We start from the raw sequence: 14,991 nt of genomic DNA, 5'->3' as shown, positions 1-14,991 counted from the left end.
CAGCCCCTTGCCAATTGGTTTACCCTTCCTGTCATACTAAAGGCGTACCCGTTGCCGGTCGCCAGTTGTAACTCAGTGTCGAAATGTCTTTTTCAGGCTTTCGGACCATTCCAGTGTCGCAGTTAACACGGGGCAGTGAGTGAAACCATTCAATGATGGCTGTGCAGCCAACGATGAGTTCCAGTCAGCGAATAACGGTCTGCAAAAAGGCGAGTTGGTCAAGGATCTGCTAAGGCAGCGGATACAGTTTCCGGCGCTGCCAGAAGGATGGCTTGATCGCCCACAACTCGAACAGTCTATCGCCGCAGCGCTCCGTCCCCGTAGCGTGATTCTAATTGAGGGTGGCTGTGGTTTCGGGAAGACCCATCTCGTTGCCAGGGCGATCGATACTCACCGATCCGCTCAAGACGATTGCTGCTGGATCACGCTTAATGGTCAGGATAATTCCCCGTCTCGGTTTCTGACGTTGCTTGCCATCGCACTTAACCTCTCAGAGACGCTGGAAAGTGCTCTCCACAGTGGTGGAACCTTCTCCGATGTGTTGGCCATGCTGTTGGTTTCGCTAGAGCGGAAGTCCGGCAAGGATGAGCCGAAGACACTTGTTCTGGATAACGTCCAGAGCCTGGCAAACCCGTCGGTAACAGCTCTTCTTCATCAGTTGGTCGCAGACCTGCCACGGTGTCTCTGTGCGGTTCTGATTTCACGCAGTGCGCTTCCATTCGAAACCCATAACCTTGAGCTTGAAAATCGGTTTGTCCGTTTTGGCGTAGATTCGTTTGCTTTCAGTCGGTCCGAAACCTTTGAGTTTTTTGCCCGGTTGTTGGCGTCTGAACGGTTGACCAGCGTAGCCGTCGATCAGCTTTACGAGGTAAGTGAGGGCTGGCCTGCGCCACTCGCCTTGTACCGGAGGGAGATCGCTTGCTCCGAGAATCGCCAATCACTGCTGGATAGCGCCAGTGTGCAGCGCTTTCTCAAGGAGTCTGTTCTGGGACATCTGACCCGACTCCAGCAGCGCTCTCTTCAGTTGATGGCTGAACTTGAGCTGAGTTCGGACTCTCTGTTTTCCTCCGGAGAATTTCCCGACTTTCCCGTTGATTTCCTGCCGTCTCAGGCCGCTGATATCGGCATTCCGCTGCGGGCGGTGCCCGGTCGCGGACGCTGGTATCGGTTGAATGGCTTGCTGAAGGAATGGCTGAAAACGCCGCAGGTACCGGGGCAGAAGGCGCGACTGCGTTACGTCAGTCAGTGGTTTGGTGAACGGGACCAGTTTCCGGAATCCCTGAAATATGCCCTTCTGTCCGGCGATTCGAAACTGGTCATCGAGATCGCGTCTGAGGGATCCGAAGCGCTGCTTCTCGGCCAGGATACGGCGTCGCTGTTGCAGCTCCGGAAGGCACTCCCGCAGCACTTGCTGGAGAGTAGTCCCCGTCTTCGAATTGTTTACAGTTGGGTGCATGCCATTGGTGGTCAGTTCAGCCGGGCCAGGGCGCTGATCAACGGCCTCAACGAGGTTGACAGAGCCTCCTACTCAGCCCGTTTGTGTGCGCTCGAAGCATTCATTCTGCGGGGGGAAGGCCGGATCGGGTCGGCGCTGGATATGGCGGATCGCGCCCTTTCCCAGGATGAACTGTCTGCCCAGGCCCGGCTGGTAACCCAGATGGTCCGCTCAAGTGCGTTGTCGGCTTGCGGTCGTTTTGCCGAAGCCAGGGAAGCCAATCGCATTGCGGCGAAACTGGCCCGTGAAGCCGGTGATTATGGATCAGAGGCTTTGTCAGTCTATGGCCACGCGGGTATTGAACTTGGCAAAGGGGCCTTGAAACACGCGGAGCAACTTCTGCGGACGGGGCTCGACACAGCCATGCATGAGCTGACGCGATATGCGCGCATCGGCGAAACCCGCCTGCAGCTGAGTCTCGCGCTGGTGCTTTGGCATCAGGGGCGTGACCGGGAAGCAGATTGTCTTCTGGCATCCTGCAGTCGGCAGGCTGAGCAATCAAGGGATGTCGGGCTGCTGATGGCCATGGCGCTTCGGGTATTGATGTGTCGGGCAGCAGGACAGTACGAGGAGGCTTTCGCCTGGGTAGGCCGTGCAGAGCGAACCATGCATGCCTGGCAGGTGGATGAGGCGTTTTTTGAGCCGGTTCTGGAGGCCCTGAAGGCAAGCTGTTGGCTGGCTCAGGGGCAACTGGAGAGCGCCCGGCAGGCGCTTGAGAAGCTGGAGCCTCATCGCTCTGCCGGCCGGATTCCGGAGCTGTTTCCGATGATGCCCGGGCTGCTCGATTGTCTTCAGGTTCGTGTTGATATGGCACAAGGGGTTGCCGAGGGCGCCCGTGAAAAGCTCAGCAACATCAGGCACCGCTATGGTGAGCGAATGCCCTCAGGGGTCGCCATACACGTGCGCCTTCTGGACGCGTTGCTCGCCGAGGATGGTTGTGACCAGAAGATACTGCAATCGGTTGTTGAGTCAGCTGCGGAAGAGCACTTTGTCAGTCCCTTTGTCGAGATGGCACATGAACTCAGGCCGCTGATGGAGAAGGTCTTTCCGCGTCTGGAGGAGAGCGCTTTCACTTTGGCGCTCGGTCGAGTTTTCGATTTGCAGGTTGCTCCCGCCCACAGGGATGTATTACCTGAACCGATCAGTGATCGCGAGCATGGTGTTCTTGAATTGATTGCCAAGGGGCTGTCGAATCAGGAGATCGCGGACGAGCTCCATATTTCACTTCATACCGTGAAAACCCATGCTCGAAGGATCAATGCGAAGCTGGATGTAAAGTCCCGGACTCAAGCCATCGTTCGGGCCCGGGAACTCGGCTTGCTCTAGGCGTTTTTCAACTCTGTCTTTAGCTCGTCGATGCGGGCGTCTTTTTCTGCCCAGAGCTGGGATACCCAGCGCTGGAATTCGGTCCGAACCGCGCGGTCATTCCCGTAGTCCATGCCCAGAAACTGCTCCGGAATCTCTCTGGTCTGAATATCGATCACAATCCTATCGATCCGTCCGCACAGATAATCCCAGAAGCCCGCCTTACCGTCCGGATAGACGATCGTGACGTCCAGCATGGTGTGGATCATTTCTCCCATTGCCTGCAGGACAAACGCTGTGCCGCCAGCCCTCGGTTTTAGAAGGTGGCGATAGGGAGAGTGTTGCCGCTGGCGTTTGGCCTCGGTAAAGCGGGTTCCTTCCATGAAATTGAAAATTGTCACCGGGGTATAGCGGAATTTTTCACAGGCGGCCTGCGTGGCTTCCATGTCCTTGCCCTTGAGTTCTGGCCGGCGGGCCAGTTGTTCTTTCGTGTGTCGGTGCATGAATGGGAAATCAAGTGCCCACCACGCGATGCCGAGAAACGGCACCCAGATCAGTTGTTTCTTGAGAAAGAATTTGAGCAGTGGAATTCGATTGTTGAGCACGTACTGGATAGCAGGAATGTCTGCCCACGTCTGGTGATTGCAGGTGACGAAATACCAGTGATCCTTATCAAGCTCCTCCAGCCCCCGAACGTCCCAGTGGACCTTGTGGAACAGATCCATCAGACAGTTGTTGAATCCGGTCCAGAGCCAGGCTATTCGGTTCAGGATGACGGTGCATAGAGTCCTGAATCCGCTCATCGGCACAAGCAGTTTGGCAATGGCAACGATCAGCAGGATGGGAAACAGTAGCAGGGTGTTGAGGAGTATCAGCAGGGCAGCAAGGCTACCCTTCAGAGGTGCGGGCAAGAAATACAGCATGCGCGGGGTCTCTGTCCTTTTATGGGGGTCAGCTTTCGGTTTTGGTTGTGGTTTGTCCGGGTAACAGGTTTGATTCGGAAATGGACGTTGCCATGCTTAGCAACCGGTCAGGCGACAGGTTTTGCATGACGCGGCTGAAATCCTGATCGTAAAAGCTCAGATTATTGTATTGGATGATCGAACGGATTTCGTTGATGTATGCCTCTCCCCGTTCGGAATAGCCCACCAGCCCCGCAGCAAGCTCGAAGCCTGACAAGGGCAGATCCTGGCGATTGTCGGCCCGGAGTTTTCGCAAGGTTCCGTAACTATGGTGACGGTTCAGATTTTCGATGTAGGCGCGGACCGATCGATAGGGAGAATCGAAGGTTGCTACTTCATGACGCGCGCCTTCCTTGCGTTGTTTTGGGATCAGTCCGCAGCCGCGAGAGAAACACCACTGGCCGAACAGGTTGAATCCGGCTGTGGCAAAGCGAGAGGTTCCCCAGGCCGATTCATTCGCCGCCTGAGCAAGAATAAGTGACGGAGGAATAACGTCCAACCGGTGCTTTAGCTGCTGGAAAAACTGGTGGCTGCCGGGCTCGCCTTTAACCCGCAAGCGATCAGCCTGATTGGCCAGCCAGCGCTGTTCCTTGGAAGAGAGATCGCTTTTCCCAACCAGCGTTTCGAGATAGTGTCGTTCCATCAAAATACGCGAGTTCGCAAGCACAATTCGCGGGTAAAGGAACGAGAAAAAAGCTGCCTTCTTTTCGGTGATGTCGTTGTACTGGGAAAAGTCTGGTAGATCCGCGTTCGCCCATGTTGGCAGTGCAGGAAGGGGAGGCTGTGAGCTATGTTGCTTCCGGTCGTTAAACCCGCCCATCTCGTCGTACGGGGAGTAAAAACCGCCCCCGACCGCAAACGCCAGCAGGGGAACCATCAGCATCAAAGCTTTTGTGCCTGAAGACATAAGGCCTCACTTGAAAAGGGTGAGGCAAAAGTATAACAGTTCTTGCCTTTTATGCAGTTATCCCGACCACAGGCTCACGGGCCCGTCAAGGGATGCGAGTGGCAAGCACCAGTCCGATGTTTTCCTCGCCGTTGCGGGTGTCTCGGAGGCGCAGGTAGAACTGGTTCTGGTCGGGGGTGAAGAACCCTTCCAGTGTTAATTCGCCGGTTGTGTCGGTGTAGGAAAAGCTTGCCTGCCCATTACCGGCATCTGCGTACACGAGAGTGACGCTGTCACCCAGTGAATCCACGAGGGAAGGCGAGGAAACTGTCGAGCCGCTCACACTGTGTGTGACTTCCAGGATACGGGGATCCAGTGTGGCGCTTGACGCAGAGTTGATCGTTAACGTTGCATGATTCATGTGCCGCAGGACATTGGTGTCTTCTGACATGCCGAGGCTGACTCCCTGGAGCCGATATCGGCCATTCGTCGGTGCGGGAATCGCGTGCTGCGAGCTGGCAATCAGAAGGCCGTCGCCGCCCGGGCTATCGTTCATGTTCACTGCCATGAAGCTGCCATCCGGAGTGCTGGCACCAACACCCAGCTGCGGTTTGGCCAGTTCGTCTGTCAGCAGGTGACTGATGCCGAAGTTCAGTCTGCCATCGTACAGAACGGCATTGTTTCTGTATGAGGGACGGCGATTCACAAGCCGGCTCCGGGTTACGCTGGTTGTGTTTTCCGACTGCACGGTTCCCGAGGGCAGACGGGCAAGTGCAGAGGTTGCCACTGATTCGTTGATGCTGCCGTTTCCGCTATTCACGGTCCAGATACCGGAGCCCGTCTCGACTTCCATCACCGGCTGGTTATCGAATGTCTGGCAGCTGCTTGAGCTGCCCTGTCGTTGAGAGGCGTAGACGATGTTGTAGGTGCCGTTAACGGATGACAATTCAAAGCCTGGTTGGCGCTCAACATTGATGTCTATGACGGAGAGGAAATGATTTTCCAGAATGTCTCTGCGCTTGTAGTTTTCTCCCTCAAGCTCCAGGGCAATCGCTTTTCCGGCTGTGAAGTAGCTACTGACAATTCGATCCGGTGTGTTGGAGTCGGCCGGCGGTTCGCTAATAAAGGCATCCATGTAGTAGGGATTGCGGGTCCAGCCGATGTTCCTGGAAAAATTGTTGGTGACGGTCTGGAATAATGCACGCCCGGCAGTCAGGCGAATATCATTAATAAGGCTTGCGGACCCGACGGCGGATGCGTGGTTGTTGAGTTCCCAGATGCTGTTATCCCGCAGGCAGAAGGTGTTTCCGGCCTGATGCGTCAGTAGTTCACGGCTGTACGGAATATCGCTGGACAGGACGGTAGAGTTCAATCCGGGTAAGAGGTCACTGACACTGGCAAATGACAGGCCGGGATAAACATGGTCCTCCTTGGGCGAGAGAACTTTCTCCTGACCTGTGCGCACGCCCCAGAAGCCGGCATTTGATAAGTTGCTCTCTAGAAAGGTCTGACCCAGCTCAACACCAAAGAATACTGAGTTGTAGTTTCCTTCGAGTACGGCGAGCTCCCCGGATGACGTGTCCAGGCTCAATGCATATTGCATCATGTCGTCAATGTAAGATGTGAAATCGCCACGGGCGCCCAATAAAGACAGCGCCGTCTCTTTACTGGCCGTGCTCGGAATGTCTATCTCGAAATCGTGAATCTGGTCAGCCAGCGAGGACCAAGCCGCCTTGCCAGTGCAGTCGTCTTGTTCTGTGCAGTCTGTGATCGCTTGTATGTCGAACACGGAGTACTTGGCGATCGTCTGTCTGACCAGAAACTCTGAGAATGGATTGACCTGGACGTTCTGGTCCGCGTCGGCGGCCATCGAACGGTACACCTCATCGCCAAATCTGGCTTCAATGAGGGTGTCCGGACCTAGTGGTAGTCCACCTGGAAAAGCGATGGTAGCGGAGAGATCGTCGTTGTAGGTGATCTCAGCCGGGACTGACACAGAGTTGTCGGTCGTGGCGTAAACTGAGATGCTTTCCGGCTGCACAAGGCGCAGATTGCGGCGGGATGACTCTGCATCCGGAGCGGCTGTTTCGAGCACCTCCATCGTCAGTCGAATTTCATTGGGGCCGAGTCCCGAGGTCGTGCCGCCTCCACCGGGCGTTCCGGGCGTAAACCCTTCGCCTCCGGATGAGGCGCCGCCGAAGTCATTGGTGTCTTTTTTTGCGGCATCAATGGCGTCGCTGGTGCAGCCGCCGAGGAAGAGAAGCGCTGAAAGTAGAGCCGGGCCGGAAAGAGATCGCATTATCTGCTGTCCATGCGTTTGAATTCGGCCTTGAGTATATCAACCGATAACGCAGGAAAGCGTGAGAAAAGCCACGGAATGGGTGCCCTCAGGCTCGGGCACCCGGTTGGAAAGATCCAAAAATCAGGTGGGGGAGGGGGTTAATTTCAGAAAAAGATCTTCATGCCCGCCATGACCCCTTCATCCAGATTCAGGTCTCCACGGATGGGGCCGTCAAAGTCGGTGTTGAGGTAACGGTAACCGACAAACAATTCACCGTTGCGGATCAGGCGGTAGCTGCCACGCAGTTCCAGGCTGGTCAGGTCGTCGGAATCACCAAACGACATGATGCTGGGGGCGTAATGCAGCGAGCCGGTGAACGACAGACCCGGAGCGCGGGGGATGTTCAATGTGGCAAAGCCGCCCAAGGCGCCGGCGCCACCGTCCAGATTGTCGTCTTCCCAGGCATAGCCACGGATGCCAATGCCGGCTGTGGTTGGCAGGTTCCCGATGGCTGTTCTTCCCTGTGCGTGGAAGTCCAGGTTCAGGATGTCGCGACCACCTTCGTGGTAGGCGTAGCCGACGCCCATTTGCAGCTCATTGCTGGCATTGAAGAAGTTGGCCTGGCCTTTGACTGAGTCGTTGGTCAGGCTCAGGTCCAGGTCGCTGGCAATAGCGGGCGTGGCGGCCAGGGACAGCGCCAAAAGAGTAATGCGGGTGGCTTTCATGGATGCACCTATTGTAACTGTTTAAATATTTGGAATATTTTAATGGCCCGCTCGGGACCGTCTCAAGTGAAACGGTGGTAAGTTGTCGCGTGCGGACTGCTTTTTTAGTGTTGTGTGTCGCTGTCGCCCTGGTCGAGATCCTCTGGCGAGCTGTTTTCGGCAGGCACACGATACTCCTCATTGGCCCAGGCGCCGAGGTCAATTAGCTGGCAGCGTTCAGAGCAGAACGGCCGGAAAGGGTTGTCGTCGGACCATTCGACGGACTTCTTACAGGTTGGGCATTCTACGTTCATGGTGGCCTATTCGGGAAGTATGGCGAATTCTGCGACCGCAGCTTATCAAAAAGCCGCAGGCGCTTTGCAGTATTGTTCCAGCACTGCACGGAGCATTTCAATATTGACAGGCCTGGCAACGAAAGAATCCATGCCCGCCTTGTGGCACTTCTCTTCATCCTCCTCCCTGGCACTGGCGGTCAGTGCAACCACCGGTACAGGGTCACGGCCCTGTGATTCTTCCCAATGTCTCAGGCGCTGAGTGGCCTCGAAGCCGTCAACGCGCGGCATTGCGCAGTCCATGAAGATCAGGTCGAAGCTGTTCCACTGCCAAAGACTTTCAGCGGCCTCGCCGTCTGGTGCCGTCATGACGTTGCACCCCAGTTTTTCAAGGAGCCGGCTGGTGAGCGTTCGGTTAACCGGATTATCCTCCACCAGCAGCACTTTCATTCTCCCGCAGGGCAGATCGGGCCTTGGGTGTGCATCGCTCATGGTCTGCAGTGAAAAACGGGTCAGGAAACGTCGCTCGTGTTTTGCCGCATCTGAAAAAAGCAGGTTGAGAATGGGCGCAAGGCAGGACTCCCTGAGAGACTTGCTCAGGAATGCGTCGGCGCCGGCCTGACGAAAATGTTCGGCATCGCCCCGTTGCGGATTTGAAGACAGGATCAGCAGTCGCATGTGCGACCAGTCGGGATTGCTGCGGATCTGGCGGCAAAGAAGGTCGCAATCCATGTCAGGGACGAAGCCATCCAGAATAATGGCATCGAATGCATGCTCGCTGTCAGATGCCTGCCGGAGGGATGTCAGGGCTTCACCGGCCGATTTTACCGACTCAATGTTCAAGTTATGCCGGGACAGCATTTCAAGGGTGATCTTACGGGACAGGTGATACGAGTCGACGACCAGAACCCGCTTGTTTCTGATCATACGGGTGTCCGGGGCGGCTTTGCGGGTCTCTTCCTCGGCAACGGGCAGCGTCAACTCCATCCAGAAGGTGGATCCTTCACCGACCTGACTTTCAAGTTCAAGAGTTCCATGCATCAGCTGGACGAGTTGCCGGCTGATGCTAAGGCCCAATCCTGCCCCCGGGAGCTGACGCTGGAACCTCTGGTTCAACTGAACATAGGGTTCACAGACCAGGGGAATGTCGCTTGGGTTGATGCCAATCCCGGTGTCTTCCACAGACAACCTGAGTCGCACCATGGCGCCCCGTCGATTCAGTACCTCGATGCTGATCAGGACATGGCCGGAGTCGGTGAACTTGAGTGCGTTTGAGGTCAGGTTCAGAAGGATCTGGCGAATGCGCACCGGGTCGCCCTTCAAGGCCCAGGGCAGGGTTTCATCCACCCTCAGTTCCAGCGCGAGGCCCTTTTCCCGTGCCCGGGGGCCAAGCATTTGGACAATGTCGTTGAGGGTGTCTCTCAGGTCAAAAGGGATATCCTCAAGCACCATTTTGCCGGCCTCGATACTGGATATGTCGAGCAGGTCGTTGATGATGGAAGACAGTCCTTCCGAAGCGCTGAGCAGTGTCTGCACGTATTCCCGCTGCTCCGGATCCAGGGGCGTATCAGCCAGCAGAGTCGAATAGCCGAGCACCGATTGCAGCGGGATTCTCAATTCATGGCTGATGTTGGCCAGGAACTGGTTTTTGATGTGATTGGCCCGCAAAGCTTCGTCTCGCTCATCCTGGGACTGAAGTGTGGATTGGCGCAGGGAACGGGTGTCTTCGAGTAATTGAAGCCGCATGGTGTTCAGAGCGTGTTCCAGTTCCGACAGTTCATCCGGTTTTTTGGGCGGTCGCCGCTTGAGTTCCAATGGCGCGATTAATGCGTCCAGATTGAGCCTGCTGGCATAGTCTGCAATGGCTTCCAGATGCCTGGACAGGGTAAGGCGAACGATTACAAACAGTCCGAGGGTGCCCATTAACATGACTGACCATTGTGCCAGGAGGTTCAGGAGCGTCCGTTTGGTCAGGTCGGAGTAAATCTGGGTCAGGGAGGAAGTTAGCGTCAGGGTGCCCACCGTTTCCGGAGGAAGGTTACGTGTGCGGTCGTATCCGAGCGGGAAGCTCTGGTTAATCACCGCGCCTTCCGGCTTTTGGCCAGATGTAAATTCGCGCCCGGTGGTTGTCTGTATGTGGGCCTGTTGAATGCTTACCAGCGCAGTAATGTCATCCAGCCCATTGGCCGCTTCGCTGAAGTTCAACATCCACAGGTTATGGCTCAGGCTCCCGGCAACCAGTTGGGCAGTTTTGTTCTGGCTGGCCAGAAGGTCGTCTTTACTCCGACGAAGTTCGCTCAGGGTTTGAATGCCCGTGGTGACCACCGATAAAACGAGGCTGAAGAGAAGGACGTACACCAGCAGGCGGGCTGCCAGGGGTCTGATCCCCAGGCGCTTGGATAGGCGAGATGTAGGCAATGCTCAAATTCCTTTTGACAACAGCAACGTCTGCCTGGGCAGTTTAACAGACCGTCAGTACTTCCACACATTGATCCGGTCCCCGGTTCACAAAACGAAACCGAATATTGAGATCGTAGAGATGAGCCCCGTAGATTCTTTCCTCCTCCTGCCCGCGGCGGAACGATGGGCGAGGGTCGTAGCTGACAACGTCTTCGATAAGAGCCTGCAGGTCCGGGTAGAGCTCGGGTGATAACTGGCTGAGTTGAATCCGGGCCTCGGGCAGGAAAGTGACCTCCATCCGCTCTGTAGGGGCGCTTTCTGCCCACCCAAGAGATGCTTCTGGAATCGAGTCGGCAAATGGGAGGTAGGGTTTGATGTCCAGAATCGGGGTGCCTTCAATTAAGTCGTGGTCACTGATCTGCAGAATCAGTTTGCCGTCGCGGCGGATAATGCCCCTGTTTCGAACCACGGAGAGCCCCAGGCTATTGGGGCGAAAGGGCGAACGACTTGCGAAAACACCCATTTTTTTGTTTCCACCCAGCCGGGGAGGGCGAACGACCGGCCTCCATTCGGCCCGAACCGCTTCGTGAAACTGAAAGGTCAGCCAGAGGTGGCTGGCGGACTCCAGGCCCCGGAAGGCGTCTTCACGGTCGAATGGGGATTGGATGATCAGGTCGGCATGGGCGTGGCGAGTGAGGCCGGGCTGCCGCGGCACACCAAATTTGTCCCGGAAACAGGAGCGGGTGATGGCAATGGGTGTCAGCGTCAGGGCTTCCTGCGCTGGTCGGGATGGGTGTCGTGGCATGGTCAGTCCAGATAGGGTCTTTTAATGCTACCGGAGAAGTAGAGCTCTACCCGAAACAACAGGGAGCCCTGGTCTTTAAAGTTGCGTTCCCGGGGGAAGTTGAGTGCCGGTATGAGTTCGGCAAATATCCAGTCGCTGTAAAGTCTGTACCGCCAGGTAAGCTCGGCAAACACATCCGTTGTGCGCCATGATGGCTGGCTTTCGCCCAGGACGCCCAGTCGAGGCGTCAGGAGGGATCGGTTGTTCAGTTGCTTCTGAGTACTGAAAACCTGGGCACCGACGAATTTCCTGTCCCGGTGAACCCACTCCAGCTCTGACGATGATTGGAAGTACCAGCCGTTACCCGTCGTTCTGCCGACTGCGACCCAGGTGCGCTCACCCCAGCCATCGTTGTTGAAGTAATAGACCCGTTGCTGAGCGCTCAGGGTCCAATCGTCGTCCAGTTGCCATTGCTTCTCGGCGGTGGCGCGCCAGAATGCGTCTAGAGGCAGCCGCAACCGAACACCAAAGTCATTGGACAGATTCACCGCATCACCGATCTGGGTGAGGAAGCGGAGCGCGCCGGTCGCTTCGGTGTCGGATCGCTCATCATCCGTCAGTTGCCGATCGCGCTGCCGCTCTTCCAGGGGGATCAGCTCTTCACTTTCACTTTCGATGACCAGGCGGAGTTTGCGACGGGTAGTCGGAATATCGAGCCGGAATCGGGCCTCCGGGTCGAAGCTTGCAAGGTTACCGTAGGCGGATTCCGCGGCAAAACCGATGCGCAAATAACTGGCGTTGTTGGGCAGGCCCCGGTCGCTGCCGGACAGCGTCCTGTCTGCCCATTGTCCAAGCCGTTCGACCTTCGGACTTTGCCGGCGCTCCTGAAGAAGCACCCAGTTACTGAACTGGATCCAGTAGGAGTCTCTGGGTTCTGCCCAGTATTCCGACGGCTCAAAGTCGTAGAAGGACTGAGGCAGGCTCTGCGGTGACAAAACCTCGCTAAGAGGCATTTCCCGAACCTCTATTGCGGGCTCGGCAGCCGACAGTTGCAGGCTAAGAGTGCAAAAACCAAGAACTACCAGCCATGACCATAGTGATGGCAATGTCCGGTCAGACAAATTCCACCTTGAATCTTTCGTGTAAAGCACGAACCTGACGCTCCACGTCATTGAACGGACGACTGTTGTCTATTATAGCGTCCGCCCGCTTCAGTCGCTGCTCTCTGGGCATCTGGGCGGCAATAATCCGTTCGACCTGTTCCCGGGAGTTGTTGTCCCGCTGCATGGTCCGTTCTATCTGGGTGGCAAGAGGCACGTCCACAACAACGCTGCAGTCTACGAGCTGATGCTGGTCCGTCTCGAAGAGCAGGGGCGAAACGAGGAGTGTGTACGGTTGGTTATAGTTGTCGGGCACTAACTGCCGCTGCAGTTCTTCACGGATAACCGGATGCAGAAGGGCTTCCAGCCATTTCCGCTGCTCGGGATGTTCAAATACGATGACCCGGAGCCGAGCCCGGTCCAGGGCTCCATCGGGGGTCAGTATGTCCTGACCAAAATGGTCTGCAATATCTTTCAGTGCCGGGGTGCCGGGTTCAACGACCGCCCGGGCGACATCATCGGCATCTACCCAGTGAATGCCGAGCTTGCCAAACATCTTCACGACGGTGGACTTTCCCGAACCAATGCCACCGGTGAGCCCAATAACAGCCATCAGCTGACGCCCAGGAAGCCAAACCAGATGCGCTGGATGTCTGGCCCAAACCACAGGCAGAGGAGGCCCGCTGCCGCAAGATAGGGGCCGAAGGGAATGGGAACCTCCCGACCGTGCTTCTTGAATACCATCAGGCTAAGGCCAACAACCGCGCCCACAACAGATGAAAGTAGAATAATCGCAGGCAGCAACTGCCAGCCAAGCCACGCGCCGAGGGCTGCGAGGAGCTTGAAGTCTCCATGCCCCATGCCCTCTTTGCCCGTAACCAGCTTGAACAGCCAGTACACGGACCAGAGAGACAGGTAGCCCGCGACAGCGCCCCAGAAGGCGGAGGAGAAATCCGTGAAAACGCCGAAGTAATTGAGGATCAGGCCCAACCACATCAGAGGCAAGGTAATGTTGTCGGGTAACAGCTGGGTGTCAAAATCAATCATGGTCATTGCGACCAGTGACCAGACCAGCAGCAGGGCCCACAGTGCGGCTTCCGACGGCCCGAGCAGCGCAACCGTGACCACGGAGAAAATCGCGGTCAGGGCTTCGATCGCCGGGTAGCGTGGGGAGATGCGGGTTTTGCAGTTTGAACACTTGCCGCCCAGCAGCATATAGCTGATGACCGGAATGTTCTCCCATGCCCGGATGCCATGGCCACAGGAAGGGCAGGTCGACGCCGGTTTCGACAGGGTAATTGCCTGTTCCTGCGTTCGCTCACCTTCCGGAACTTCAAGAAACTCTTCGCACTGGCAGCGCCATTCCTGGTGCATCATCTTGGGCAAGCGCAGGATGACGACGTTGAGGAAGCTGCCGATGCAGAGGGAAGCCAACGTTACTGAGAGGTAAAGCTGCCAGGGCGTTGAGAGGAGAGTTTCAATAAAGGCCATGGTGTATCCGTTAGAACGAGAAAAGCCGGACTACTAGGTAGTCCGGCCTGTGTTGGTGAGAATTGGTTTAGCCGACGACCTGACCCATCTGGAAGATGGGGAGGTACATGGCAACGATTAGGCCACCGACCAAAACACCCAGAACGGCCATGATCATTGGTTCCATCAGGGCGGTAAGGTTATCGACCATATCGTCGACTACCGCCTCGTAATGTTCTGCAACCTTTTGCAACATATCGTCCAGATTACCTGATTCTTCACCGATGGCAGTGAGCTGAACGGCCATGATCGGAAAGACGTCTTGCTGGCGCATAGAAGCTTGAAGCTGAGTACCACTCGATACATCCGCTTTGATCCGTTGGATCGCATCACGGTAGATCGCGTTGCCCGTAGCTCCTGACACTGAGTCAAGTGCGTCGACCAAAGGTACGCCGGCTGCAAAAGTGGTGGAGAGAACTCGGCCAAATTTCGCTACTGCCGATTTATCGAGGATCTCCCCTAAAATAGGCATTTTCAGCACGTATTTGTCGATGAGGTCTGAGAATTTTTGTGACCGGCGAATAGCTTCTTTGAACAAGAAGATTGAGCCGACAATGCCAATGAGTACGATAAACCACCAGCTTTGCATCCACTCGGACAAATTTACGACCATTTGCGTAAATACGGGGAGTTCGGCTCCAAATCCACTAAATAGGCTTTCGAATTGGGGCACCACCTTGACTAGCAAAATTGCTGTTACAGCGATTGCAACTACAACGACAGCAGCCGGGTAGGTCATCGCTTTTTTGACCTTTTTCTTGAGTAATTCCGTTTTCTCTAGGTAAGTGGCTATTCGGTCGAGCATTTGTTCAAGGGCACCGGCTTGTTCACCCGAGTCCACCAAGTTGCAGTAAAGGTCGTCAAAGTGCTTGGGGTGCCGCCGAAGCGCTCCGGCAAAGCTTGTACCAGCAGCAATGTCAGTTCTGATGGTAACAACCAGCTCCTGAAGGCCTTTGTTTTCAAGTCCATCGGCAACAATGTCAAAGCTCTGGACCAGTGGCACGCCCGCTTTCATCATGGTGGCGAGCTGGCGGGTCAGCATGGCAATATCGAACGGCGTAATTTTCTTGCTTCCGCCAAATAATGGCTTTGGTTTCTTCTTGACCTTGTCAGGAATGATGCCTTGTTTGCGAAGCTGGGCTTTAACCAGAGCAAGGCTCGCTCCGTTTAATTCCCCCTGCGCTTTGTTGCCTTTTCGGTCTTTCCCTTCCCAGATAAATGCTTCCAGCTTTTGCGCTTGTTCTGCCATTA

At 55.9% G+C, this 14,991-nt stretch carries 12 protein-coding genes; 1 reads left to right on the top strand and 11 read right to left on the bottom strand.

Annotated features, from left to right (window positions below):
* Positions 1-139 precede the first annotated feature (139 nt).
* Complete coding sequence (locus QVZ43_RS01385; RefSeq protein ID WP_302908587.1) at positions 140-2,821, top strand: LuxR C-terminal-related transcriptional regulator; 2,682 nt, start codon at positions 140-142, stop codon at positions 2,819-2,821.
* On the opposite strand, the gene QVZ43_RS01380 is transcribed toward QVZ43_RS01385, so the two are convergent.
* The 11 genes from QVZ43_RS01380 to QVZ43_RS01330 form a co-directional block, all read right to left on the bottom strand.
* Positions 2,818-3,723: an acyltransferase gene (locus QVZ43_RS01380; RefSeq protein ID WP_302908586.1), complete on the bottom strand. Its 906-nt coding sequence runs from the start codon at positions 3,721-3,723 to the stop codon at positions 2,818-2,820. The genes QVZ43_RS01385 and QVZ43_RS01380 overlap by 4 nt on opposite strands.
* A gap of 28 nt (positions 3,724-3,751) precedes the next feature.
* A complete protein-coding gene (locus QVZ43_RS01375) occupies positions 3,752-4,669 on the bottom strand; it encodes a glucosaminidase domain-containing protein (protein ID WP_302908585.1) in 918 nt (305 codons plus the stop codon).
* An 85-nt stretch (positions 4,670-4,754) separates the two neighbouring features.
* Complete coding sequence (locus QVZ43_RS01370) at positions 4,755-6,947, bottom strand: hypothetical protein (protein WP_302908584.1); 2,193 nt, start codon at positions 6,945-6,947, stop codon at positions 4,755-4,757.
* A gap of 146 nt (positions 6,948-7,093) precedes the next feature.
* Positions 7,094-7,654, bottom strand: a complete 561-nt coding sequence (locus QVZ43_RS01365; protein ID WP_223793969.1) for a YfaZ family outer membrane protein — start codon at positions 7,652-7,654, stop codon at positions 7,094-7,096.
* Between the two features lie 104 nt (positions 7,655-7,758).
* Positions 7,759-7,947, bottom strand: coding sequence for a DNA gyrase inhibitor YacG (yacG, locus tag QVZ43_RS01360; RefSeq protein WP_223793968.1), 189 nt, complete (start codon positions 7,945-7,947; stop codon positions 7,759-7,761).
* 45 nt (positions 7,948-7,992) lie between these two features.
* Complete coding sequence (locus tag QVZ43_RS01355) at positions 7,993-10,344, bottom strand: response regulator (protein WP_302908583.1); 2,352 nt, start codon at positions 10,342-10,344, stop codon at positions 7,993-7,995.
* 43 nt (positions 10,345-10,387) lie between these two features.
* Entirely contained in the window at positions 10,388-11,131 is a 744-nt protein-coding gene (gene tsaA, locus QVZ43_RS01350; protein ID WP_302908582.1) for a tRNA (N6-threonylcarbamoyladenosine(37)-N6)-methyltransferase TrmO, read from the bottom strand.
* 2 nt (positions 11,132-11,133) lie between these two features.
* Complete coding sequence (locus QVZ43_RS01345; RefSeq protein ID WP_223793965.1) at positions 11,134-12,123, bottom strand: hypothetical protein; 990 nt, start codon at positions 12,121-12,123, stop codon at positions 11,134-11,136.
* 100 nt (positions 12,124-12,223) lie between these two features.
* Positions 12,224-12,823 carry a dephospho-CoA kinase gene (coaE, locus tag QVZ43_RS01340; RefSeq protein ID WP_302908581.1) on the bottom strand — a complete coding sequence of 200 codons (600 nt, stop codon included), beginning with the start codon at positions 12,821-12,823 and terminating at the stop codon, positions 12,224-12,226.
* The gene (locus tag QVZ43_RS01335; protein WP_302908580.1) at positions 12,823-13,701 is read right to left on the bottom strand and encodes a prepilin peptidase; all 879 of its coding nucleotides are present in this window, start codon (positions 13,699-13,701) and stop codon (positions 12,823-12,825) included. The genes coaE and QVZ43_RS01335 overlap by 1 nt, the downstream gene beginning before the upstream one ends.
* Positions 13,702-13,768: 67 nt before the next feature.
* Positions 13,769-14,989, bottom strand: a complete 1,221-nt coding sequence (locus QVZ43_RS01330; RefSeq protein WP_302908579.1) for a type II secretion system F family protein — start codon at positions 14,987-14,989, stop codon at positions 13,769-13,771.
* Positions 14,990-14,991: the final 2 nt, after the last annotated feature.

Origin of the sequence: Marinobacter suaedae (assembly GCF_030519635.1) — a bacterium.
GTDB classification, from domain to species: Bacteria; Pseudomonadota; Gammaproteobacteria; order Pseudomonadales; family Oleiphilaceae; genus Marinobacter; species Marinobacter suaedae.
The sequence above is the reverse complement of the archived record's forward strand: the minus strand, read 5'-3'. Positions and strand labels throughout refer to the sequence as shown.